The organism is Kribbella sp. NBC_00482 (assembly GCF_036013725.1).
In the GTDB taxonomy this organism is placed as follows: Bacteria; Actinomycetota; Actinomycetes; order Propionibacteriales; family Kribbellaceae; genus Kribbella.
This window is the reverse complement of record NZ_CP107881.1, coordinates 386057-408969: the sequence shown is the minus strand read 5'-3', so window position 1 is coordinate 408969 and position 22913 is coordinate 386057. Positions and strand designations below refer to the sequence as shown.

Here is a 22913-nt window from a genome sequence, read left to right as displayed (position 1 = left end):
GTAGTCAGCAACGAGCCGTTGACAGCGGGTCGTGTGGCCAGCATGGTGTGGTGTGCGAAAGCGCTTTCGCACCCCCTCGTCACTTGATGCTGTGAGGAGAACTCCATGCGACGCCGCCCTCAAGGCGCAATCAGCGTGATCGGCGCCGGCCTGCTGCTGGCCGCCGTACTGCAGTTACCCGCCACCACGCCGGCCGCCGCCGTGGCACCGGCCCTGACGATCGTCCCGACCGCCGTCGGCAACGCGTTCACCGTCGGCCAGCAGGTCAAGCTCGGCTTCAGCACCGACGCCGCCACCGTCGGCTGGACGGTGCGCGACGCGACCGGCACCGAGGTCGCCAAGGGGTCGGCCGCGGCCGGCTCGCTCAACGGCCAGCTCCCGCTCTCGATCAGTACGCCAGGCTGGTACCAGGCCGACCTGGTGGCCACGGCCGCCGACGGCTCGGTGACCAACGGAGGCACGGACTTCTCCGTGCTCACGCCGTACGACTTCTCGACCTCGACCGACACCCGGATCGGCGTCGCGTCCGCCCTCGGCTTCAGCGGTACGGCGTTCCCCGGTCTCGAGGCGGTGCCGTTGATGGCCAAGGCCGGGATCTCGACCGCGCGGGACGAAGCCTTCTGGGCGAGCGCGGAGACCACGCCGGGCGTGATCCAGTTCCCGCAGAAGGTGAAGGACTACAAGGCCGCGCTGGACGCGAACAACGTCGACTTCCTCAACATCCTCGACTACGGCAACCCGATCTACTACCCGGACGAGGCGCCGTCGACCGACGATCAGCGAGCAGCCTTCACCCGGTACGCGGTTGCCGCGGTCGACCAGTTCGGTACCGCGCACACGACGTACGAGCTGTGGAACGAGTGGAACTGGCGCGACCTGGACGGCGCTGCCGGCGGTACGGCGGACAGCTACGTCGCACTGCTCAAGACGGTCAGCCCGGCGATCCGCGCGAAGCACCCGGACGTCAAGCTCACCGGTCCCTCGCTCGCTGTCATCTCGGACTGGCAGGCCTGGTTCACCCGGTTCGCCGACCTCGGTGGTCTGGACTACGTCGACGCCGTGACCATCCACCCCTATGTGCAGCCGAACGATCCGGAGACCTCGGTTGCCCTGGTCAACACGATTCGCAGCATCATGACGGCGCACGGCTCCTCCAAGCCCATCTACATCACCGAGCAGGGCTGGGCGACCGGCACGAGCTCGCAGGCGGTCAGTGAACCGGTGCAGGCGCGCGACCTGGTGCGTGGCGAACTGCTGGCCTTCGGCAACGGTGTCGCCCGCTACAGCAGCTACAACTTCATGGACTCGGGTAATGACCCGGCCAACATGGAGCACCGGTTCGGCATGGTCCGCCACAAGCTGGACCCGCGTGGTGCGTTGGTACCGAAGCCGTCGTACGTCGCGACCGCCGTACTGGCGCGGCAGATCGACCAGCTGCCGCTGATCGGCCAGACGAGGTTCGGCACCAACGGGTACGACGTCGCCTTCAACGCCGGTAGTGGACAGAGCGTGCACGCGATCTGGTCGACCACACCGGGCCTGGTGTCTGTCGCAGCGCCCGCAGGCTCGGCCGTTCGGGTGACGGACCTGTACGGCGTTGTGAACACGCTGACTGCGGATCCGGGTGGGCACGTCTGGGTGACCACCGGGCCAGACCCGGTGTACCTCCGCGGGGCCATCAGCGGGGTTGCGCCGTCGACCCGTTTCGCGCTGTCAGTCAGCCCTGAGATTGCTGGTGACCCGGCGACCGGCAGTCTGGCCTTCACCAACCCGGACACGACCGGTCACACCTTCTCCGTGGCTGCTGGTGGCACGACGACGAATGGCACGGTGGGCGCGGGGGCTACGACCTCTGTGCCGGTCAGCTTCCCGGCTCAGAGCTCGACCGGTCCCCGGACGTACCGCGCGCGCGTCACCGTGGATGATCGCGTGGTGGGGTTGTTCACCACGAGCGGTACGGCGACTGCTCCGCTGACGGTGACCGGGTCACACGTGCTCAACGGCAGTGGACAGGACGTACTGCGCCTCCGGGTGGCCAACGCGTCGTCCAGGTCCTACACGATCGCGGGACTCGACTGGGCGTCCGGTAGCGGCTCCGGCAGCCTGCTGGGTGGTACGACGTTGGCCGCCCGCGGTTCGACGTCGGCCGACGTACCGCTGACCGTGACGGCGGCGACGACCTGGTCCGCCAGTCTGCGCGTCAGCGGTACCGGATCCTTCCGGGCGTCGGGGAAGCTCAATCCGGTCGGTACGCCGACAGCCGCGATGCGGTACACCCCAGTGCTCGACGGTGTGGTCGACAGCGGGGTCAGTCAGTTGCCGGCGCTGTCCCTGACCGGGACCGGCACGCCGCCGGTGACAGGGTGGGGCGGGCCGAGTGACCTGTCCGGATCTCTGTGGCTGACCCACGACGACCAGAACCTCTATCTGACGGCCGAAGTCACCGACAACGTGTTCTCGCAGCCGAGCCGCAACGGCTCGATCTGGTCGGGGGACGGTCTGCAGTTCGGCATGACGGCCGGTGCGCCGGGTGAGGCGACCAGAACCCAGGAGATCGGTGCCGCACTGACCGACGCGGGCCCAGTGGACACCTGGCGATGGTCACCGGTCGAGCTGGCCGGGGTGCCACCTGGTGTCCAGGCCAAGGTGGTCCGCAATGCAGCGGCGAGCACCACGACGTACGAGATTGCCGTCCCGTGGACCACGCTCGGGCTCGCTGCCAGTGACCGGCTGCTGTCGGCGACCGTGGTGATCAACGAGAACGACGGCACCGGTCGCCGTGGCTGGCTGACCTGGGGGACCGGGGTCGCGGAGGCCAAGAACCCGTCCGGATTCAACGCGATCCGGCTGGACCCGGTCTCAGCCCGTAGCGTCCGGTGACTCCGGGTGGGTGCCCCGGCAGCGCGGTTGCCGGGGCACCCGCCCTGGGCCGGGCTCCCGGGCCTAGGATCGAGGCGAGACGCCCGGGACCCGAGGAGTGCGAGTTGAGTCACACCGTGCTGGCCGAGCTGGTGGCCAACGTGCTGAAGGTCACCGCCAAGGCCGGGGACACGGTGGGGCCCGACGACACTCTGGTCATCCTGGAGTCGATGAAGATGGAGATTCCGGTGCTGGCCGAGGTGGCCGGCACCGTCGTCGAACTGAAGGTCACCGAGGGCGAGGTCGTCCGCGACGGCGACCCGATCGCGGTCATCGAGGAGCAGTGACTCAACCGAAATGACCTCTCAAGCGTCATGTGTAGTGAAGGCACCGGCCGGGAACTTCCGGTCGGGGCGCCGCGTTGAGCCGTCGTACGAACAAACCAGGGTCCAGCCCGGGTTTTCCCGACGTGCGCAAAGGACGGTGACCGCGGCACCATGGCCTTCACGCTTATTGCCGAGAGGACCCAGGGAGGCGTTGCGGTGAAGCCGTTCGACACGTCGACGGTGCCCGCACCCCAGCAGGTGCCGGACGTGCTGCCGTCGTGGGACGAGATCGTCCGCACGCACTCCGCCCGCGTCTACCGACTGGCGTACCGGCTGACCGGTAACAAGCACGACGCCGAGGACCTGACCCAGGAAGTGTTCGTCCGGGTCTTCCGCTCGCTGTCGTCGTACACGCCGGGCACGTTCGAGGGCTGGCTCTACCGGATCACCACGAACCTGTTCCTGGACGGCGCCCGCCGCAAGCAGCGGATCCGCTTCGACGGCCTGCCCGAGGACGCCCACGACCGGCTCCCGGCCAAGGGCGAGGGACCGGCCGAGAAGCTCGACTCCGACCTGTTCGACCACGATGTGCAGGACGCGCTCGACGCGCTGCCCGAGGACTTCCGCGCGGCCGTGGTGCTGTGCGACATCGAGGGCATGACGTACGACGAGATCGCGGACGTCCTGGACGTGAAGCTCGGCACCGTCCGCAGCCGCATCCACCGCGGCCGGTCGATGCTGCGTAAGCACCTGGAGCACCGGGCCCCGCGGTCCGGCCAGACCCGGGTCGGCGGCCCGCCGGTCGACGGCGGTCTCTTCGGCGACGGAGGTGACCTCGCATGACGCACCCGCTGGACAAGCTGAGTGCCGTGGTCGACGGCCAGCTCGACCACGACTCCCGTGACAAGGTCCTGAGCCACCTGGTCGGCTGCGACACCTGTCGTTCCGAGGTCGACGCGCAGCGGCGGCTCAAGGCGAAGATCGCCGCGCTGGAATCTCCGGATCCGTCGACCGACCTGATGCAGCGCCTAATGGGTGTCTCGTCGTTCTCGACCGAGCCACGGGAAGAGGTGCGCCCGGTGGTCACACCGGTCAGCCTGTTCCCGCAGCGGTCCGCGTTCCCCGCCGGGCGTACAGGTGGCACTCGGCCGGGAGCTGCCCGCGGCACTCGCTCCCGCCGTCGCAGCGGTGTCCTGGGTGCAGCCGGCTCAGCTGCCGCAGTCGCCTCTCTTCTCGGTACGGCGTTCGTCGTCGGCGACCCGTCCCGCTCGGAGCAGCCGCCGACGCTGCAGCCGCCGGTGGCGAGCTTCTCGTCGGACCACGCGAGCACCAGCGGCGGAGCGCCGTTCGCTGACCCGGTCGCGCTGCTGAACTCCTACAACGGTGCGGGGTACGCCGGGCTGAACAACCCGACGCTGCGCCCGGTGGCCCTGACAGGACGCTGACCGGTGAGCCTCTCCCGGCTCGCCGTCCTGGTCAGCACCGCCCTGATCGGCTTCGGCCTGCCCACGTCCGCCGCTGCCGTCCCAGTACTGTCGAAGGCGGACTCACCGACGGCAGTCAGCTGGCTGCAGCGGGCGGCCGTCGCGCCGAACCAGATCTCGTACCACGGCACGCAGATCATCACCGCCTGGGGACCGCAGGGCGCCAGTTCAGCGATGCTGGACATCCTGCACGCGGCATCGCAGGGCTCCGAGATCAGCGTGCTGGGCTCGTCCGCGCCAGGTGCGAAGGCGTTCGTACAGCGCGCCACCACCACGGACGCCGCCGTCGACGGCGGACCGCTGGCGTTGCTGCAGGCGACGTACCAGCTGGTCGACAAGTGCTGCACCGACGTGATCGGCCGGACCGCTGTGCTCGTTGAGGCGTTGCGCGACGACCAGACGCTGGCCGCCAAGTTCTGGATCGACAAGGCGACCGGACTGCTGCTGCAGCGTCAGCTGTTCAGCGCGGACGGCAAGACCATGGTGCGCGCCACCGTGTTCACCGAGCTGGAGATCGAGAGCTCCGAGTTCCTCGGCCACCTGCCGCCGACCGTGCCCAGCGGTGTCGAGACACTCGGCATGGGCAAGGTCGACAACCTGCGGTCCGAGGGCTGGGTCTGCGCGCCGGAGCTGCCTGCGTCGCTCAAGCTGTACGACGTCCACCAGGACACCAGTAACGGCTCTCTGCAGTTCTCGTACTCAGACGGGCTGTTCAACGTCTCCCTCTTCGAGCAGCGCGGCACGCTGGACCCGGCCGCGGTCGAAGGCTTCACCAGCACTGACAGCCCGGGCGTGTACCTTCGGTACGGCATGCCGTCGTACGTCGTCTGGTCGTCCGGTGGAATCGTCTACACGCTGATCGGGGACCTGCCTCCGGATCAGCTCGGACAGGTGGTCAGATCCTTCCCGCACGAGCTGCCCGTCGAGCTCAGCGCGATCCAGCGACTGGGCACCGGGCTGGCCAAAATCGCGACCTGGCTCACTCCGATGGGTGCACTCTCGCCGAAGCTGGGATAATCAAAGATGGAAGTCTCTTCCGGTTACCTCCGGAGGGCTCCACCGACGACCACGACGACGACGTGAGGCGGGCACCGTGACGAGCGACGACGCCGAGCCGACAGTTCCGAATCCGGCGACCGCGGAACCGACCGCGGTCCTGCCCACCGCGGGCGCGCCCAACGGGAACGGGTCCGCGGCAGGTCCGCCGCTGACCGGTTTGACCCCGCCGGCCTCCGGAGCGGGCGCTATGCCGCTGCAGACCCCCGGCTCGGACGCGGCGTACCGGCAGACCAATGGCGGCCGGTCCACCTCGCAGCGCAGCTTCGGACGTCCGGAGCCACAGCAGCAGACCTTCCGTCCGGTGTACCAGGGACAGGCCTGGCCGACCGAGCAGCCGCAGTACCGTCCGGCGTACGTGCCGCCGCCACCGCTCGACTGGCACCAGCAGCAGGCCCGCTCGTACGCGTCGGAGCCGCAGAAGCTCAACCGGGTCGTCACGATCGCCGCTCTGGTCGCGCTGGTCATCGGTGTCCTGGCCGGCGCCGGTGCGGCCACGGCCGTCGTCGCGCTCAGCGGCAACGACACCCCGGTCGCGCAGCAGCCTGAGCCGCCGGTCGGCACCGGCGCCGATCCGAAGATCCGCACGGGCTCGGTGTCCGCGGTCGCCGCGACCCTGCTGCCGAGCGTGGTGCAGCTGAAGGTCGAGGGCCAGGACAACTCCGACGCCACCGGGTCCGGCTTCGTGATCGACAACGTCGGGCACATCCTGACCAACAACCACGTCGTCGCGGGCGCGGCCAAGGGCGGCTCGATCCAGGTCGTCACGAACGACAACAAGACCGCGACCGCGCGGCTCGTCGGCCGCTCCCCGGCGTACGACCTGGCCGTCGTGCAGGTGGCCGGCCTGACCGCGCCGTCGGTGCAGTTCGGCCGTTCGGACCAGGCGGTCGTCGGACAGGACGTGGTCGCGATCGGCTCGCCGCTCGGCCTGGCCGGCACGGTCACGTCGGGCATCATCTCGGCGAAGAACCGCCCGGTGACGACCGGCGACGACACCGGGCAGGCGTCGTCGTACATCAGCGCGCTGCAGACCGACGCCGCGATCAACCCGGGCAACTCCGGCGGTCCGCTGGTCGACATGAACGCGCGAGTGATCGGGGTGAACTCCGCGATCGCCACCGTCCGCGGTTCCGAGGAGGGGCAGAGCGGGAGCATCGGGCTCGGGTTCGCGATCCCGATCGACCAGGCCCGGCGGACCGCCCAGCAGCTGATCGCCACCGGCAAGGCGTCGTACCCGGTGATCGGGGCCAGTGTGGACATGATGTTCGAGGGCGGCGCCCGGGTCAGCGCGGTGAGCCCGAGCTCGCCGGCGGCGCGGGCCGGTCTGCGGGTCGGTGACGTGATCACCTCGATCAACAACGACCCGGTGGACAGCGCCGAGGTGCTGATCGTCGCCATCCGCACCCACCAGCCGGGCGAGGCCGTGCGGCTCGCGTACGAGCGCGGTGGGCGGTCCCGAACGGTTACGCTCACTCTCGCCCAGCAGATCGGCTGAGTCTGCATGACCGGAGTCTGCATGACCGGAGTCGGGATACCCTGGTCGGCGTCTAGAAGTGAGGTGGGGACATGTTCGGCATCGGGCCGCTCGAACTGGTCGTGATCGCGATCGTCGCCGTACTCGTTTTCGGGCCGGACCGGCTGCCGGAGTTCGCCCGTACGGCGGGACGTCTGCTGCGCCAGGTCCGTCAGATGGTGACCAACGCGCAGAACGATCTGCGCAACGAGCTCGGCCCGGAGTACGCCGACCTCGAGCTGCAGGACCTGAACCCGAAGAACTTCGTGCGCAAGCACCTGCTCGAGCCGATGGACGACGACGACAAGCCCGTCGCCGACTTCGCCGACAGCACCCCGCAACGCCTCCCGGCCGGCGCCAAGCCGCCGTACGACCCCGAGTCGACCTGACTCACCTCCTCCGGAGGAGCAGGGCGGTCGCGACGACACCGGCGACCGCGGGCAGGAGCGCGAGGACGCCCCAGAGCGGCGGGTACGGGTGGACGCCGTACTCGGACGCGACCAGGAGTGTCACGCCTAGCGAGGCTGTGAGTAGTACGACGAGTACGCCGACGCCCGCCGCGACCAGGCGGTGTGAGCGGGCCAGACCCGCGACCAGCAACCACAGCAGGGCGTCCAGCACGGCAACGCCGTACAGCAGGCCGTAGAGCGCGCCCTCGGACGCGTGCTTGCCGTACGACGCGTAGCCCGACGCGGCGTGGTCGAACAGGCTGCGGCTGCCTGCCTGGTCGACGATCGCGATGGCGGCGAGCAGCACCGAGAGCCCGACCGCGAGCAGCGCTGTGCGCTTTTCAGAAAGTGACTGTCTCATGCAAGTGACTGTACGAACGGCGCATCGGCCTGGTCAAGAGTTTTAGACAGTCACTTGCTGAAGCGTGTGGCTGTCTCTTAGGGTCGGGGGATGGCAACCGGTCTGCGGGAACGCTGGCGCGAGAAGGCGCGGCGGACGATCCAGGAGTGTGCGCTCGACCTGTTCGACGAGCGCGGGTTCGGCGCGGTGACGATCGAGGAGATCGCCGCCGCGGCCGAGGTGTCGCCGTCGTCGGTGTACCGCTACTTCGGCACCAAGGAAGGCCTGATCGTCGCCGACGAGTTCGACACGATGAGCCAGGAGGCGCTGGAGGAACTGTTCGACCGCGAGGACCCGGTCGGCACGATGACCCGGATCGTCCGCGACTACGAGGCGGCGCCGGGCGGCGGTGAGCCGATCCCGTGGCGGCGGATCCGCTACTTCTTCAAGGAGCCTTCGGTGCGTACGGCGTTCTGCGCGTCGCTGGACCGCGCCAGCCTGCGCATCGCGCCGCTGATGGCCGGCGGCCGGCTCAGCGAGACCCAGGCCCGGGTGGCCGCGAATGCCCTTGTTTTCGGGTACTTCGCGGCGTTGGAGCAGTGGTACCTGGACGGTGGAGTTCGTCCCGTCGCGGAGTACGTCGAGGAAGGCCTGTCGCCGCTGCGCCCGATCTGGTCAGTCGGTGATCAGTAGGTCGTAGGTGACCTTGTCGTCGACGTGGGTGCCGATCTCGAAGGCGGCGCGCTCGGTGCCGACGTGCCGGAAGCCGGCCTTCTCCGCGGTACGGCGGGCCGCCGTGTTGCTGGCCGCCGTACGGATGAAGATCCGCCGGCCGCCGAAGCCGCCGGCGTTCGCCGGAGCGAAGTACCAGTGGGCGACCTGCTGGATCGCCTCGGTCATCACGCCGCCGCCCTGCGCCTCGGGGTGCATCCAGTACCCCACCTCGGCGTCGCGGACCGCGCCGCGGACATGGATGCCGAACAGCGTGATGTTGCCCAGTCCCTGATCGGTCGCGGCGTCGGCCACACACCAGTTGAACCGGGTCCCGGCCGCTGCCTGCTCGGCCAGGTCCTTCAGCCAGAACCGTGCGTCCTCCACGGTGAACGGCTGCGGGATGAACGGCAGGAAATGCGCGGTCGCCTGGTTGGTACGGGCCGCGGAGATCCGCTCCGTCTCGTCCTCACGCCACGTCCGCAGCCGCAGCCGTGCTGTCTCCAGCACGGGATGGGCCACGTTCAGCGGCCCGCGGGGGAGAGGCCGAGTTGGCGGCCGAGGAGGCCGCGCGGCTTGCCGCCCAGGGTCGACGCGATCTTGTCGAGGACCTGTGCGGCGGGGGTTTCGGGATCGGCCACCACGAGCGGCTGGCCGAGGTCGCCGCCGGCGCGGAGGCGCTCGTCGAGCGGGATCTGGCCGAGCAGCGGGATGTTGTAGCCCAGCCGCGCGGAGAGGGTCTCCGCGACACGCGTCCCGCCGCCGGTGCCGAAGATCTCGATGCGGTGCTCCGGACCGCAGTGCGGGCACGGCAGGAACGACATGTTCTCGACCACACCGGCCACCCGCTGGTGCACCATCTGCGCCATCGTGCCGGCCCGCTCGGCCACCTCCGCGGCGGCCTCCTGCGGGGTCGTCACGACGATCACCTCGGCGCTGGTCAGCCGCTGACCGACGGAGATCGCGATGTCACCGGTGCCGGGCGGCAGGTCGAGGAGCAGTACGTCGAGGTCGCCCCAGTAGACGTCCGCGAGCATCTGGACCAGCGCGCGGTCGAGGATCGGGCCGCGCCACGCGACCACCTGGTCGCGCTTCGGCTTCAGCATGCCGATCGAGATCACCTTCACGCCGTGCGCGGGCACCGGCATGATCATGTCGTCCACCGCGGTCGGCCGCTCGTCGGCGACCCCGAACATGGCCGGCACCGAGTGCCCGTAGATGTCGGCGTCCAGGACGCCGACCGACAGTCCCTGCTGGGCCATCGCGACCGCGAGGTTGACCGTCACCGACGACTTGCCCACGCCGCCCTTGCCGGACGCGATCGCGAACACCTTGGTCAGCGAGTCCGGCCGGGAGAACGGGATCTCCTTCTCGGCCACGCCGCCGCGCAACTGGGTCTGCAGGGCCGCGCGCTGCTCGGCGGACATCACGCCGAGGTCGATCTCGACCCCGGTGACGCCGTCGAGTTTGTTCACTGCGGCAGTGATGTCCCGGCGCAGCGTGTCCTTCATCGGACAGCCGGCGACGGTCAGCAGGATGCGTACGGCGACCACGCCGTCATCCCGGACGGCGACGGTCTCGACCATCCCCAGATCCGTGATCGGCTTCTTGATCTCCGGATCCATTACGCCACCGAGCGCCGTGGTCACCTGATCAGCAGTGGGAGCCATGCCCCCAGGCTACGTGCTCACCCACATCCACCCGACCACGGTCCATGTGACGTAGGCCCGGCAAGGCAACCCTTACTTTCTAAAGGCCCGGTGCGCCGTAGATGGGGAACCAGCGGGAGAGGTCCGATTCGAAGTTCAGGTCCGCGCCGACGACCGACTTGATCTGGAGCTCCTTGGCGTTGTCGCGGCGGTCGCCGCCGACGGGGACGAACGGGTACCAGGAGCCGCGTTTGTAGAGGTAGACGAGGCCGACCGACTGGGTGCCGTTGGTGAAGGCGACCAGGGTGCAGAGCAGCGCGTTGCCGAAGCCGGCGTCGACGAGGGACGTGTTGACGGCGTGCAGGTCGGTGACCAGGGTCTCCAGGTCGTCCGGGGCCGTCTCCCGGACCAGCCAGGTGAAGCCGTACGAGTCCGTCGTACTGGTGAGCTTGCCGTTGTCCAGCGCGAGCAGCTTGTCGACCTCCTCGCGGAGTGTGGTGAACCCACCGCCCTCGGCCGACTTGAAGCAGACCGAGCCGCTGCCCGTCGGACGGAAGCCGGCTGCGGTTTCCAGGGTGATCGCGGCCGACGGCAGCGAGAACAGTTGGTCGAGGTTCGGCGGCACAGCCTTGCTGCGCCCGAGCAGGATGTCGAGAAGGCCCATAGTTCTAAGCTTGCTCGCCCAGCTCGCGGGAGAGCGTACCGAGGCGGTCGAGGCGTGTCTCGAGCGACGGGTGGGTGGAGAACAGCGACGACAGGCTCTTGCCGGAGATGGCCGGCGCGAAGAAGAACGCGTTGAACGCCTGCGCCTGGCGCAGGTCGCGCGACGGTATCTGTGCGATGTCCCCGCTGATCTTGGTCAGCGCCGACGCCAGCGTCGAGGGTCTGCCGGTCAGCATCGCCCCGGCCCGGTCCGCGGCGAGTTCGCGGTACCGCGACAGCGCCCGGGTGAGCAGGAACGAGATCGCGTACACGGCGATGGACACCCCGATGATCGTCAGCATGATCACCGCCGCGTTCTGGTCGCGGTTGCCCCGGCCCAGGCCGCCGTACAGGCCGAAGCGGGTGATCAGGCCGGCGAGTACGCCGAGGAACGACGCGATCGTCATCACCGCGACGTCTCGGTGCGCGACGTGCGAGAGCTCGTGCGCCAGCACACCTTCCAGTTCGTCGGCGTCCAGGCGGCGCATGATGCCGGTGGTCACGCAGACGACGGCGTTCTTCGGGTTGCGGCCGGTGGCGAACGCGTTCGGCAGGTCGACGTCCGCGATCGCGACCCGCGGCTTCGGCATGTCGGCCAGCGCGCACAGGCGGTCGATCGCGCCGTGCAACTGCGGCGCCTCCTCGGGTGTGACGATCTTGCCGTGCATCGCGAACAGCGCGATCCGGTCGGAGAACCAGTACTGCGCGAACAACATGCCGCCGGCGATCAGCACGGCCAGCACCGCGCTCTTCGTCAGCGCGATCAGCAGCGCCACGAAGCCGACGTACAGCAGTCCGAGCAGGAAACTGGTCACAAGCATCCGGCTGGACAGCCCGCGATCAGGCGCGAATCGAGTCTTCATCCCACGTCCTTCCTCACCTGATAGCGAGAGTAGCTCGCAGTCAAACCCGGTCGTCCTCGCGCGTCTCGAGGTCGGCGAGCAGCGAACGGAGCTCGGAGCGCAGGAAGTCGCGGGTGGCGACCTCGCCGACCGCCATCCGCAGCGACGCCACCTCGCGGGCCAGGAACTCCATGTCGGCCCGGGTCCGGGTGTCGACGTCGCGGTCGCGCTCGTACTGCACCCGGTCGCGCGCCTCCTGCCGGTTCTGCGCGAGCAGGATGAGCGGAGCGGCGTACGACGCCTGCAGGCTGAGCGCGAGCGTGAGAAAGATGAACGGGTACTGGTCGAAGCGCACGCTCTCCGGCGCGAAGATGTTCCAGGCGACCCAGAACAGGATGGTCGCGGTCATGTAGACCAGGAACCGCCCGGTGCCGAGGAAGCGCGCGATCCGTTCGGACAGCCGGCCGAACGCGTCCGCGTCGTACGTCGGCCGCGGTACGAAGGTCCGTCGCCAGTCGCGCGGTACGTCGAGCCGCGTCGTCGTACCGCGGAAGAGCCGGCGCTCGTCCGTGGACAGGCGGTCGTCACGAGCCATCGTGGTCCCCCTCCTGTTCGCCGTGGTCGTGTTCTCGCCAGTCGTCGGGGAGCAGGTGGTCGAGGACGTCGTCCACCGTCACCGCACCGATCAGCCGGCCCTCGTCGTCGAGTACCGGCGCGGCGACCAGGTTGTACGTCGCCAGATACTTGCTGACCGTCTGCAGGCTGTCGTCCGGTCGCAGCCCGTCGAGGTCGGTGTCCAGTACGGCGGACACCAGCTCGGACGGCGCCTCACGCAGCAGCCGCTGGATGTGGCCGATCCCGATGAACCGCCCGGTCGGCGTTTCCAGCGGCGGTCGGCACACGTAGATCATTGCGGCCAGTGCCGGGCTCAGGTCCGCGTTGCGTACGTGGGCGAGCGCCTCGGCCACAGTGGCGTCCACGGGCAGGATGACCGGCTCCGACGTCATCAAGCCACCAGCGGTGTGCTCCTCGTAGGTCAGCAGTCGCCGTACGTCTTCTGCTTCCTCAGGCTCCATCAGGGTCAGCAGGCGCTCAGCTGTCTCGGTCGGCAGCTCAGCGATCAGGTCTGCGGCGTCGTCCGGGGACATCTCCTCCAGCACGTCCGCAGCCCGTTCGGTGTCCAGACCGGCCAGGATCTCGACCTGGATGTCCTCCGGCAGCTCTTCGAGTACGTCGGCCAGTCGCTCGTCGTCCAGCGCTACGGCGATCTCCTTGCGCCGCTTGGCCGACAGGTCATGCAGTACGCCGGCCAGGTCCGCGGCACGCATCGACTCGAAGGCAGCGAGGATGTGGGTCGCGCCCTGCCCCTCCTCGACCTGCGTGAACCCGCTGACGTCGCTCCAGTCGAGCACGTAGGTCTGTCCGCGACGCCGGAACCGTTTGGAGCCCTCACGGACCGCCACCTTGGTCAGCAACCAGTCCCGGGTCCGCCACTGCTCCATGGCCATGTCGAACACCACCGCTGTGGCACCGGTGTCGGCGATGGTGACGGTCCGGTCGAACAGCTCGCCCAGGACGAGCACCTCGGTCGTGCGCTGCTCGAAGCGCCGCATGTTGAGCAGACCGGTCGTGATGACGTGGCCGACGTCGACCGAGGTGACCCGCGTCATCGGCAGGAAGATCCGGCGCCGGGTGAACACCTCGACGACCAGGCCGAGCACGCGGGGCGGCTGGTCGCCCTGGCGCATCATGGCCACCACGTCCCGGACCTTGCCGACCTGGTCCCCGTTCGGGTCGTAGACCGGCAGCCCCGCCAGCCGGGCGACATATACCCGCGACGGTGATCCACTCATGGTCGAAGGCTAACCCGTCGAGCCTGAGTCTCGGCGGAACTTTGGGTCAGCTCAGCTTGGGACGGCGGCGCACTGGGCGGTGCAGCGTCATCGGCGGCTTGCCGCGGGTCGTGGCTCGGGTCGGTACCGGAGCCTCGGTGCGCGGTGTCGCGTCGTACCGCCCGGCCGATTCGCTGATCTCACCAGTGGGGTCCAGTACGAGGATGTCAGCCTCCGTCTGCCACCGCTCGAGCTGAGTGTCGAGCTCGGCTGCGTTCAGTCGCTCGCTACGCAGTACCTGCGCGGCTTCCGTCCACTCGTCGCTCCCGGGCTCCAGCCGCCGTACCGTCGCCTTCCAGCTCGCCAGACGGTTTGTGGCGGGCTTGGCCGGTACGACGACCTCTACCGCGGCTGCTGCTGCGAGTCCGGGCAGCGGCTGCTCCGCCCCATCAGCTGAGTCCGCCAGGACGACGTACTGCCCGTCGACCGTGGAGAACCACGCCGGCACCGGTCGCCGGCCGTCCCAGGCCAGCCAGACGAGTCCGGCCTTCTTCATCACGCCGGCAATCTCTTCGGTGCTCACAGGCCCAGCGTGTCACATCAGCGCCCCGTCTTTCATCGATGCCGCATTGCAGCTTGAGCGCCGGCCTGGAAGCGGGTGCGTGCGCCGAGCTCCTGCATCAGTGCGGCGATCTTGCGCTGCGCCGTACGTTCACTGACGCCCAACTGCCGGGCAATGGCCTGGTCGGTCAGACCCGCGAGGAGTAGTTCGACGAGGGCGCCGTCGGCCTTCACGGGCAGCGCGCGCTCCCACAGTGCCTCGAACAACTCGACGTACGCATGGAACAGACCGCACGGCTGCACCAGTACGGCGGACTCCTCGCTGAGCAGGACCAGCGCCAGCCGGTCGTCTGCCAGGTACAGGTGGATCGGCAGCGACGGCAGCATGCGCGCCGTCTCGTTGCCATGCGCATCGAGTACGCCGTGCTCGTACACGGTCCTGCACTCGGCCCTCTGCACCCGGGGACCGCCGTACGGCGCCTTGACGAGCCGACGCAGCTCAGTCCGCGCCGCCGCCTGCACCTGGTCGATCCGCTGCCGGACAGCTCCAGCACCTGTCACCAGCTCGACCAGTGTCGCGGTAGGGGTTCCGGTGTGGCTGCGGTACGCCGCTGACAGGTCGTCGATGTGTGCGCGTGCGTCACGCAGCAGGCGCTCCTGCTCCAGCAGTAGCACCTCTAACGCGATGTCCGGCGCTACCGCGACGTAGCGCTCGCCCACGCGACTCACTAGGCCCTTGGTGATCAGGCTGGTCAGTACGGCGTCCTGCTCGCTGTCGGACGGGCCTGACGCCACCAGAGCGCTGTAGGTCGCCTCCTCGTCCGGGGAGAGGCCGAGCGCCGTCAGATCACCCACGGTGTCCCAGCCAGCCCCGGAGTACGGCCTGGTAGCCCGCCTCGAAGCGTGTGTCGGCGTCGAGGCGGTGCCGCATCCCGTCGATGTGTTTGCGGACGGTCCGCTCGCTCCAGCCCAGGTGCACCGCCATTTCGTTGTCGGTGAAGCCGGACATCAGCAGCGCGAGAAGATCGCGTTCTGTTGCGGTCGGACGGTCCGTGGCCGGCGGCTGAGGGTCGTACGTCGCCAAAGGGACAGCCTTGCGCCAGTACAGCTCGAACAGCGCGGCCAGACCCTCCACCATCACCGGGTCGTGGACCAGCAGCGCGGTCTCGTGACGCGTCGCGTGGACGTCGAACGGGACGAACGCCATCGGCGCATCGGTGACGATCAGCTTCATCGGTACGTCGCCGACCCGCGCCTGCTCGCCGTCCGCGATCCCCTGGATCAGCGCGGCCAGCCGCCCCGGCCGGTCCACCGAACCGCGGCGGTCGTAGATCACGCGGAACGACACACCCCGCTTCAGCTGGTCGATCTCCAGTTGATTCACCTGGTTCGGGTCGTCCCGGTACGGCGGCGCGTCCCAGCCGCACACCTCGTGCCGGGCCCCCAGCAATAACCTGCCCATGGTCTTCGCGATCTCCTGGTCACCGTGCAGCACCTCGACCAGGTCGGTCGGCTCGCGCCGCGACGTACTCCCATGGAACCGCACGGTCAGCTCCACCATCGTCCGACGGGCATCTGCCAGCGCCCGCTCGCGCCGTCGGGCCAGTACGTCCAGGGCGGTGTCTGGCGGCAGTACGACGTACCTCGGTGGGTCAGTGCTGACCACGGTGACGAGATCGAGTTCAACCAGCTTGGTCAGCGCGGCGGAGCGGTCGGTGAGCTCTGCGGCGCACACCGGAGGACGGGACACGAGTTCCTCGTACAGGTCCTGTTCCTCGCGGTTCAGACCGAGTGACTCGAGCACTGACCGATCATCGCCGGTTCCCGCCATTGGCGGGAACTGCACAGCCAGACCGCTTCCGGACATGTCGCACCCCTGACAACCTCGCGCCATGACCAAATGGCGCGCTCCCGTCGCAGTGCTGTCAGTCCTCGCACTCCTGCTCGGCTCTACGACCGCAAGGGCTGCTGACACGCCTCCTGCTTCGCCAGCTACGCAGCAGGCCGCCGCGGAGCCGACTGGGAGCGAGCAGGTCACGCTGATCACCGGCGACCAGGTCACGTACCGATTCGCCGCGGACGGTACGCCGCTCGACGCCGACGTCACCCCGGCGCCACGGGAGAACGGCCGCCCGGTCGTCTTCACCGAACTCCACCAGGGCGACCAGTACTACGTCTACCCGTCGGACGCGTCTGAGCTGATCAGAACGGGCCGCCTCGACGGGCGACTGTTCGACGTGGCCTACCTGACGAAGTACGGCTACACCGACAGCAAGAGCACCACGCTGCCCCTGATCCTCCAGCGCAGCAGTACGTCCGCGCTGCCAGGCACGCGTCGCGTGAAGGCACTGCCCAGCATCCGTTCGGAGGCGGTCACTCTCGGCAAGTCACAGACGCGCGGCTTCTGGGCGGCTGTCGACACCCCAACGGCTCGCACCCTGGATGGTGTGACGAGCGTGTGGCTCGACGGCAAGGTGCAGGCGAGTCTGGACGTCAGCGTGCCGCAGATCGGCGCACCGGCCGCGTGGAAGGCCGGCTACACCGGCAAGGGCGTCAAGGTCGCCGTACTCGACACCGGAATCGACCAGACCCACCCCGACCTGGCCGGCAAGGTCACGGAGGCAGTGAGCTTCGTAGCTGGGCTGGACGCCACCGACAAGCACGGCCACGGCACCCACGTCGCCGACACCATCGTCGGCTCCGGCGCCGCGTCCGGCGGGAAGTACAAGGGCGTCGCGCCGGACGCCACGCTGCTGGTCGGGAAGGTGCTCGACAACAGTGGTGGTGGTTTCGAGTCCGGCATCATCGCGGGCATGCAGTGGGCGGCCTCGCAGGGCGCTGATGTGATCAGCATGAGCCTCGGCGGTTGCTGCACCGACGGTACGGACCCGATGAGCCAGGCCGTGAACGACCTGACGGCGCAGTACCACACGCTGTTCGTGATCGCGGCCGGCAATGACGCCGCGACGGGGACGGTCGGGGCGCCAGGAGTCGCGGACGCCGCGCTGACCGTTGCGGCGGTCGACAAGCAGGACCAGCGCGCCTCGTTCTCCAGCCAGGGCCCGCGGCGAGTCAACTACGGCCTCAAGCCGGACATCTCCGCGCCAGGTGTTTCGATCGTGGCGGCGCGCGCAGCAGGTACGTCGCTCGGTCCTCTCGTCGGCGACCAGTACACGAGCCTCAGCGGCACGTCCATGGCCACGCCACACGTTGCCGGCGCCGCAGCACTGCTGGCCCAACAGCACCCCGACTGGACCGGCGAGCAGCTGAAGAGCCTTCTGATCAGCAGTAGCAAGCAGATCGACGGTACGGCGTACCAGGTCGGCTCCGGTCGCGTCGACGTCGCACGTGCTGTCACACAAGGCGTCTACAGCACGGGCAACCTGGACTTCGGCATCCTCCCGGAGCCGTACGACGTACCGGCCACAAAGACGATCACGTACGTCAACACCACCGATCAGCCCGTCACGCTGAACCTGACCGCGTCCATCAAGGCGACTGAAGGTACGGCACCGCCGAACGCGCTGCAGGTGCCTGCCACCGTCACGGTGCCCGCCAACGGCTCCGCGCCGGTCACCGCAACGTTCGACCCGAGCGGACCAGGCACCTGGTATCAGGGCTCGATCGTCGCCACCTCTGGTCAGACCGAGCTGCGCAACGCTGTTGCGGCGTACACGCACGCGGCGCGGCACAAGCTGACCGGGTCCATCAAGCTCCCGGCCGGTGCGACCGACGTGCAGTACAACACCTGGTACTTCCTGCGCACCGACGACCTGAACGACCTCGACATCACCAACAACGTCGGGTACGCCGGGGGAGCGCAGAACATCACCGGCACCATCGACGAGGGCACGTACAGCGTCCAGACGTCCATCAACTGGCGTGACGCGGCCGGCAACCCACAGGTCACGCTGCTGACCAGTCCGCAGGTCGACATCCGTTCCGACCAGAACGTCGTACTCGACGCGAGCACTGCAAGCAGGGTGAGTACGCGGACCCCACTGGCCGCCGTACCGGTCGACACGCAGGTCGGCTGGGCTCAGACGTCAGCAACAGGCATGTGGACGCTTCGGGTCAGTGCGTCGTCGCTGTACAAGCAGGAGTGGGGTCTGTGGGTCACACCAACGCAGAAGGTCACCGTCGGTCAGTTCCTGTGGCGTGACGACCGGCTGCTCGCCACACCGCCCGTAGCGATGTACGCCGGCGGCAGGACCCTCGACGCGAAGTACCTGAGTCTCGACGCGGAGGACCCACGCTTCGACGGTGCGAAGGTGCTCCCGCTCGTGTTCGGTACGCCGGCCCGCGGTGCGGTCGTACTGCTCGACGTATCCGACCTGTGTCCCGCCGCTGCATGGACGTGCAAGTCCGGCGTACTGGCTCGTGCTCAGGCCACGCAGCAGGCTGGTGCGGCCGGTGTGATCCTGTACGGCGCACGTGGCCGGGCGGTTCCGGTTGACGATGTCGCGGTGCCGATACCGGTGCTGACGGTCCCGGCCGAGCAGGGGAAGGCGCTCCGGGCGCACCTGCCGCGGGTGGTGACTGTACGAGGCAAGGCGGCGGTGCCGTACGTCTACGCGATGTCGTACCCCTCCGAAGGACGGGTGCCCGTAGTGCAGAAGACGGTCAGCACACGCGACGTGTTCCGCTTCGACAGCCGCTACCACGGTGACGCGCCCGGCACGGTCTCGCTGAGCTGGAACGCGGCGAAGAAGTACGGCCGCAGCCTGGGCAGCGTGAAGCTGTCGATGCGCGGGCCTGGCACGTTGACCGAGTACGTCGGCCCGATCCAGAACGACGTACGACGTAACCGGGGCGCCGGCCTGACGTACGACGCACCGGCCGACATGGAGGCGTTCCACCGCTCCGGATGGGTGCAGAGCCGTGGCGATGTACTCACGCGACCAGGCCGACGTACAGACACGTTCGGCGCGCAGCCGCTCGTGCACTCGGCCCTGCGGAACGTGACGCCCGAGGACAACGACTACACCTGGCAGCTGTGTCAGGCGTGCCGCAGCGGCAACATCTTCATGCCCTGGCACACCCAGAGCAGTGACGGGCTGACAGGGGGCGCGCAGACGTACTACATCCCGGAGATCCTGCGCGGTGAGCCGCAGACGCAGATCAAGCTCTGGGGACCGGACGGGAAGGAGATCCCCGTAGAACAAGGCTTCTGGGTGTTCTTCATCGCGGTCATCGGCGTGCCGTACTTCGTCCTGCCCGACGAACCGGGCCGCTACCGGATGACCGAGACCTACCCGGCGCCGTACAAGCTGCAGAAGTGGTCGCGGACCGTCGCGTCGGAGTGGACGTTCACCACCGCCAAGCCCACCGACGGCTTCCCGTACCGCCCACCGAAGGGGTACGGCGTGCACTGCGGGACCTGGGACACGATCACTCGCCTGGGGCAGGACAAGGGCAGCTGTGCCGCCAACAGCCAGCTGTACCTGGGCTACGACCTCGGACTGCGGCTGGACAACACCCTGCCCGCCGGACGCGACAACAGGATCACCATCAGCGGCTATCACCACTCGTACCTCGAGAGCGACCCGGAGCTGACCAGTCTGAAGCTGTCGGTCAGCTACGACGACGGAGCCACCTGGCAGCCCGTCCGCACGACGAAATCGGGTCGCAGCGAGTACACCGCCGTACTGAAGCACCCCAAGCGCAGCATCGGCGCCGTCAGCCTGCGAACCGAGGCCGCAGACACGGCGGGCAACACCATCACCCAAACCATCACCCGCGCGTACGGCGTCACCCCCCGCTAAAATCCCAACTTTGAGAAGCCACCGATCATTTTTCCCGCGCCGAAATGGTTGGTGGCTTCTCAAAGTGGTGAATCGGGACACACTCAGGAGGGAAGTGAGCCGGGTCACCGGAGCGGTGGCGGCAGACGCCGTACGCTGCCGGTGACCGGTGGGTAACCGAGTGGAGGTCGGCGATGTCGGAACAGGTTTTGCGGAGCAGGCGGTCCTGCCTGGCCACGCCCGGGTCGAACCCGCGGTTCCTGACCAAGGCGAAGGGGCTGGACGCGGACCAGGTGTTCCTGGATCTCGAGGACTCGGTCGCGCCGATCGCCAAGCCTGATGCCCGGAAGAACATCGTCGCCGCGCTCAACGAGGGCGGCTGGGGCACCAAACTGCGTGTTGTCCGGGTGAACGACTGGACCACCGAGTGGACGTACGCCGACGTGATCGAGGTCGTCGGCGGCGCCGGCGCGAACCTCGACTGCATCATGCTGCCGAAGGTGCAGACCGCCGAGCAGGTGGTCGCGCTCGACCTGCTGCTCACCCAGCTGGAGAAGGTGCACGGCTACGAGCCGGGCCGGATCGGGATCGAGGCGCAGATCGAGAACGCGCTCGGCCTGACCAACGTGAACGCGATCGCGCAGGCGTCGCCGCGGGTGGAGACGATCATCTTCGGCCCGGCGGACTTCATGGCGTCGATCAACATGAAGTCGCTGGTCGTCGGTGAGCAGCCGCCCGGGTACGACGTCGGCGACGCCTACCACTACATCCTGATGCAGATCCTGATGGCCGCGCGGGCGCACGGCAAGCAGGCGATCGACGGCCCGTACCTGCAGATCAAGGACGTCGACGGTTTCCGCCGCGTCGCCGGCCGCTCGGCCGCCCTCGGCTTCGACGGCAAGTGGGTCCTGCACCCGGACCAGATCGCCGCCGCGAACGAGGTCTACTCACCGCGCCAGGACGACTACGACCACGCCGAGAACATCCTCGACGCCTACAACCACTACACCTCCGCAGCCGGCGGCGGCCGCGGCGCCGTGATGCTAGGCGACGAAATGATCGACGAAGCCAGCCGCAAAATGGCCCTAGTAATCTCCGCCAAGGGCCGCGCCGCCAACCTCACCCGCACCAACATCTGGGTTCCGCCGACCGACTAGTTCCAGGGCGGCGCCAGGCCTGGTGTGATCTGCAGCTGGACAGGACGTGTCGGGTGGCAGGGTAGTGCACCTGAGCGTGAACGTGTTCGTGCGTACAGCGTCTCGCCGGTGCACTACCTGTCAAGCCTGCACATCCCGACCGCGAGGCGCCGTGCCGCCACCAACCCGACGGCCGTCGTTGGTCGGACAACGCGAGGTAGCCGAAGACGGCGCCGACGCGGGCTCAGATGTCCAGGCAGGTTGCGGTTGCCGGTCGCCGGGTGGTCAGGCCGGGGTCAGGGGTTCGGTCTGCGCCATGATCGCGAGTAGGTGGCCGTCGGGGTCGGGGAAGAACGCCATCCATTCCTCGACTCCGTTGTCGTGTTTGTGGATCAGGTGCGGGGCGTTCTCGAACTCGACGCCCCGCCCGCGGAGTTCGTCGTACGCCGTCTGGATGTCGTCGACCCGGAAGTACAGGACGGACGGCTCCGTGGGCACGTCGGCGACGCTCAGGAACAATCGCGTTCCGCCGCAGTCGAAGAACGCCAGGTCCCCGAACGTGTAGAGGTGGGGGAGTCCCAGTACGCCGCCGTAGAAGTCGACCGCGGTCTCGATGTTGCTGACCGGGCGGGCGATCTGCCCGATCACACCTAGCTGCACCATCTCTGCGCCTCCTTGTCCCCGAAGAGCACTGTCCGCAGGCACGCCGCGCCAGGTGCGGAGCTCGGCCCGGCGGTCCAGACCGAGCTTCATCAGCGCGTTGGCGACGTGGAACTTGATCGCGTCGACGCTGACTCCGCGCCGTCGCGCGATCTCCCGGTTCGACATCCCGTGCCGCACCGCGTGCACCACCTGCCACTCGGCGGGTGTCAGTACGTCGGGGTGCCGGGGGCGTCCGCGTGTGCCCACACCCTCAAGTTAGCGGCGTACTGCTCGAATTACCCTCCCCTCAGCGGGTCCAGACCTTGTAGATGCGGATGGGCTTGGCGGGTGGGCCGTCCTGGTCGGGGTCGGCGATGCCGGCTGCGACCATGCGGTCGAAGGTGGACATGCCGGCGATCACGTGGCCGAGGACGGTGTAGTTCGGGGCGATGTTCGCGAACGAGTGCACGACGAAGAACTCCGAGCCGTTGGTGCCCGGGCCCTGGTTGCCGTAGGCAACGGTGCCGCGCGGGTAGGTCTCCTGGCCGGTGACCTCGTCGGGGAACTTGTACCCCGGCCCGCCCTCTTCCTGGCGGTAGATGTCACCGCACTGCAGGACGCCCAGCCGGGCAGAGTTCGTCAGCCGGAAGCACTGCGTCGCGTCGTAGAACCGGCTCTTCACCAGGTGCACGAAGTTGTGCACGCCGCAGGGCGCGTTGGCGCGGTCCATCCGGACCACGAACGGTCCGTAGTTCGTCACGAAGTACACGTCGACCGTGCCCTTGGCGCGGGCCACCGGGGACGGGATCCGAACGGGCTTGGCCGCCGGGTTCTCGGGCGTCGGCGTGAACTCACACTTCGCCACGGGCTTGGAGACGGGGGCTGCGGAGGCGGTTGTCGTAGTCAGCGTCGTCGCGACCAGAACGGCCGCGATCAGGGCGGTGAGTGATCGCTTCATCACCACACCGTAGTACGTCGCTTGCTCTCTGCAGAGGTTGTTCAAGGAATTGGCCGCGGACTCGAAGATCCGGCACTTCCCGCCTAAGGTGATCCGGTCCGCTGCG

The 22913-nt window shown here is 68.5% G+C and carries 22 protein-coding genes; 10 read left to right on the top strand and 12 right to left on the bottom strand.

Going from position 1 to position 22913, the window contains the following annotated elements; all coding sequences use genetic code 11:
• Positions 1-105 precede the first annotated feature (105 nt).
• The 7 genes from OHB24_RS01975 to OHB24_RS01945 all read left to right on the top strand — a co-directional run bounded on the left by OHB24_RS01975 (position 106) and on the right by OHB24_RS01945 (position 7630).
• A complete protein-coding gene (locus OHB24_RS01975) occupies positions 106-2880 on the top strand; it encodes a sugar-binding protein (RefSeq protein ID WP_327637182.1) in 2775 nt (924 codons plus the stop codon).
• 104 nt (positions 2881-2984) lie between these two features.
• Positions 2985-3206, top strand: a complete 222-nt coding sequence (locus OHB24_RS01970) for a biotin/lipoyl-binding carrier protein (protein WP_327637181.1) — start codon at positions 2985-2987, stop codon at positions 3204-3206.
• A 150-nt stretch (positions 3207-3356) separates the two neighbouring features.
• Complete coding sequence (gene sigE / locus OHB24_RS01965; RefSeq protein WP_327637180.1) at positions 3357-4028, top strand: RNA polymerase sigma factor SigE; 672 nt, start codon at positions 3357-3359, stop codon at positions 4026-4028.
• Entirely contained in the window at positions 4025-4630 is a 606-nt protein-coding gene (locus tag OHB24_RS01960; RefSeq protein ID WP_327637179.1) for an anti-sigma factor family protein, read from the top strand. Before sigE ends, OHB24_RS01960 begins: the two co-directional genes overlap by 4 nt.
• Before the next feature lie 3 nt (positions 4631-4633).
• Positions 4634-5686: a sigma-E factor regulatory protein RseB domain-containing protein gene (locus OHB24_RS01955; RefSeq protein ID WP_327637178.1), complete on the top strand. Its 1053-nt coding sequence runs from the start codon at positions 4634-4636 to the stop codon at positions 5684-5686.
• 76 nt (positions 5687-5762) lie between these two features.
• Entirely contained in the window at positions 5763-7223 is a 1461-nt protein-coding gene (locus tag OHB24_RS01950; protein ID WP_327637177.1) for a trypsin-like peptidase domain-containing protein, read from the top strand.
• A gap of 71 nt (positions 7224-7294) precedes the next feature.
• Positions 7295-7630 (top strand): sec-independent translocase, encoded by a 336-nt coding sequence (locus OHB24_RS01945; protein WP_130384017.1) that lies wholly within the window; start codon positions 7295-7297, stop codon positions 7628-7630.
• Position 7631: 1 nt separating this feature from the next.
• Here the strand turns inward: OHB24_RS01945 and OHB24_RS01940 are convergent, their stop codons facing one another.
• Positions 7632-8051: a hypothetical protein gene (locus tag OHB24_RS01940; protein WP_327637176.1), complete on the bottom strand. Its 420-nt coding sequence runs from the start codon at positions 8049-8051 to the stop codon at positions 7632-7634.
• 90 nt (positions 8052-8141) lie between these two features.
• Here OHB24_RS01940 and OHB24_RS01935 point away from each other — a divergent pair, with 90 nt between their 5' ends.
• Complete coding sequence (locus OHB24_RS01935) at positions 8142-8723, top strand: TetR/AcrR family transcriptional regulator (RefSeq protein ID WP_327637175.1); 582 nt, start codon at positions 8142-8144, stop codon at positions 8721-8723.
• Here the strand turns inward: OHB24_RS01935 and OHB24_RS01930 are convergent.
• From OHB24_RS01930 to OHB24_RS01890, 9 genes are all read right to left on the bottom strand, one after another.
• Positions 8706-9251, bottom strand: coding sequence for a GNAT family N-acetyltransferase (locus OHB24_RS01930; RefSeq protein WP_327637174.1), 546 nt, complete (start codon positions 9249-9251; stop codon positions 8706-8708). The two genes, OHB24_RS01935 and OHB24_RS01930, sit on opposite strands and share 18 nt — an antisense overlap.
• Positions 9252-9265: 14 nt before the next feature.
• Positions 9266-10411: an Mrp/NBP35 family ATP-binding protein gene (locus tag OHB24_RS01925; protein WP_327637173.1), complete on the bottom strand. Its 1146-nt coding sequence runs from the start codon at positions 10409-10411 to the stop codon at positions 9266-9268.
• 79 nt (positions 10412-10490) lie between these two features.
• Positions 10491-11054 (bottom strand): PspA-associated protein PspAB, encoded by a 564-nt coding sequence (gene pspAB, locus OHB24_RS01920; RefSeq protein ID WP_327637172.1) that lies wholly within the window; start codon positions 11052-11054, stop codon positions 10491-10493.
• 4 nt (positions 11055-11058) lie between these two features.
• Positions 11059-11955: a zinc metalloprotease HtpX gene (gene htpX, locus OHB24_RS01915; protein ID WP_327637171.1), complete on the bottom strand. Its 897-nt coding sequence runs from the start codon at positions 11953-11955 to the stop codon at positions 11059-11061.
• Between the two features lie 40 nt (positions 11956-11995).
• Positions 11996-12529 (bottom strand): DUF1003 domain-containing protein, encoded by a 534-nt coding sequence (locus tag OHB24_RS01910; RefSeq protein WP_327637170.1) that lies wholly within the window; start codon positions 12527-12529, stop codon positions 11996-11998.
• On the bottom strand, positions 12519-13787 hold the full coding sequence (locus tag OHB24_RS01905; protein WP_327637167.1) for a magnesium transporter MgtE N-terminal domain-containing protein: 1269 nt from the start codon (positions 13785-13787) through the stop codon (positions 12519-12521). The genes OHB24_RS01910 and OHB24_RS01905 overlap by 11 nt, the downstream gene beginning before the upstream one ends.
• A gap of 46 nt (positions 13788-13833) precedes the next feature.
• A complete protein-coding gene (locus tag OHB24_RS01900; protein ID WP_327637166.1) occupies positions 13834-14349 on the bottom strand; it encodes a hypothetical protein in 516 nt (171 codons plus the stop codon).
• Between the two features lie 32 nt (positions 14350-14381).
• Positions 14382-15182, bottom strand: a complete 801-nt coding sequence (locus OHB24_RS01895; protein WP_327637165.1) for a LuxR C-terminal-related transcriptional regulator — start codon at positions 15180-15182, stop codon at positions 14382-14384.
• Positions 15175-16131 carry a LuxR C-terminal-related transcriptional regulator gene (locus tag OHB24_RS01890; RefSeq protein WP_327637164.1) on the bottom strand — a complete coding sequence of 319 codons (957 nt, stop codon included), beginning with the start codon at positions 16129-16131 and terminating at the stop codon, positions 15175-15177. Before OHB24_RS01890 ends, OHB24_RS01895 begins: the two co-directional genes overlap by 8 nt.
• A gap of 88 nt (positions 16132-16219) precedes the next feature.
• Between OHB24_RS01890 and OHB24_RS01885 the strand changes: the two genes are divergently transcribed.
• Both OHB24_RS01885 and OHB24_RS01880 read left to right on the top strand, forming a co-directional pair.
• Positions 16220-20092 (top strand): S8 family peptidase, encoded by a 3873-nt coding sequence (locus tag OHB24_RS01885; protein ID WP_327637163.1) that lies wholly within the window; start codon positions 16220-16222, stop codon positions 20090-20092.
• 173 nt (positions 20093-20265) lie between these two features.
• Positions 20266-21228, top strand: a complete 963-nt coding sequence (locus tag OHB24_RS01880; RefSeq protein WP_327637162.1) for an HpcH/HpaI aldolase/citrate lyase family protein — start codon at positions 20266-20268, stop codon at positions 21226-21228.
• 264 nt (positions 21229-21492) lie between these two features.
• On the opposite strand, the gene OHB24_RS01875 is transcribed toward OHB24_RS01880, so the two are convergent.
• Together OHB24_RS01875 and OHB24_RS01870 are read right to left on the bottom strand one after the other, a co-directional pair.
• Positions 21493-22116: a VOC family protein gene (locus tag OHB24_RS01875; protein ID WP_327637161.1), complete on the bottom strand. Its 624-nt coding sequence runs from the start codon at positions 22114-22116 to the stop codon at positions 21493-21495.
• Positions 22117-22156: 40 nt separating this feature from the next.
• On the bottom strand, positions 22157-22807 hold the full coding sequence (locus OHB24_RS01870) for a peptidylprolyl isomerase (protein WP_327637160.1): 651 nt from the start codon (positions 22805-22807) through the stop codon (positions 22157-22159).
• Positions 22808-22913: the final 106 nt, after the last annotated feature.

What these genes read in the sequence shown, in the direction of transcription:
- OHB24_RS01975 (WP_327637182.1), top strand. Translation starts at nt 106, where the DNA reads ATGCGACGCCGCCCTCAAGGCGCAATCAGCGTGATCGGCGCCGGCCTG.
- OHB24_RS01880 (WP_327637162.1), top strand. Translation starts at nt 20,266, where the DNA reads ATGTCGGAACAGGTTTTGCGGAGCAGGCGGTCCTGCCTGGCCACGCCC.
- OHB24_RS01905 (WP_327637167.1), bottom strand. Translation starts at nt 13,787, where the DNA reads ATGAGTGGATCACCGTCGCGGGTATATGTCGCCCGGCTGGCGGGGCTG.
- OHB24_RS01940 (WP_327637176.1), bottom strand. Translation starts at nt 8,051, where the DNA reads ATGAGACAGTCACTTTCTGAAAAGCGCACAGCGCTGCTCGCGGTCGGG.
- OHB24_RS01960 (WP_327637179.1), top strand. Translation starts at nt 4,025, where the DNA reads ATGACGCACCCGCTGGACAAGCTGAGTGCCGTGGTCGACGGCCAGCTC.
- OHB24_RS01870 (WP_327637160.1), bottom strand. Translation starts at nt 22,807, where the DNA reads ATGAAGCGATCACTCACCGCCCTGATCGCGGCCGTTCTGGTCGCGACG.
- sigE (WP_327637180.1), top strand. Translation starts at nt 3,357, where the DNA reads ATGGCCTTCACGCTTATTGCCGAGAGGACCCAGGGAGGCGTTGCGGTG.
- OHB24_RS01910 (WP_327637170.1), bottom strand. Translation starts at nt 12,529, where the DNA reads ATGGCTCGTGACGACCGCCTGTCCACGGACGAGCGCCGGCTCTTCCGC.
- htpX (WP_327637171.1), bottom strand. Translation starts at nt 11,955, where the DNA reads ATGAAGACTCGATTCGCGCCTGATCGCGGGCTGTCCAGCCGGATGCTT.
- OHB24_RS01935 (WP_327637175.1), top strand. Translation starts at nt 8,142, where the DNA reads ATGGCAACCGGTCTGCGGGAACGCTGGCGCGAGAAGGCGCGGCGGACG.
- OHB24_RS01945 (WP_130384017.1), top strand. Translation starts at nt 7,295, where the DNA reads ATGTTCGGCATCGGGCCGCTCGAACTGGTCGTGATCGCGATCGTCGCC.
- pspAB (WP_327637172.1), bottom strand. Translation starts at nt 11,054, where the DNA reads ATGGGCCTTCTCGACATCCTGCTCGGGCGCAGCAAGGCTGTGCCGCCG.
- OHB24_RS01885 (WP_327637163.1), top strand. Translation starts at nt 16,220, where the DNA reads ATGACCAAATGGCGCGCTCCCGTCGCAGTGCTGTCAGTCCTCGCACTC.
- OHB24_RS01925 (WP_327637173.1), bottom strand. Translation starts at nt 10,411, where the DNA reads ATGGCTCCCACTGCTGATCAGGTGACCACGGCGCTCGGTGGCGTAATG.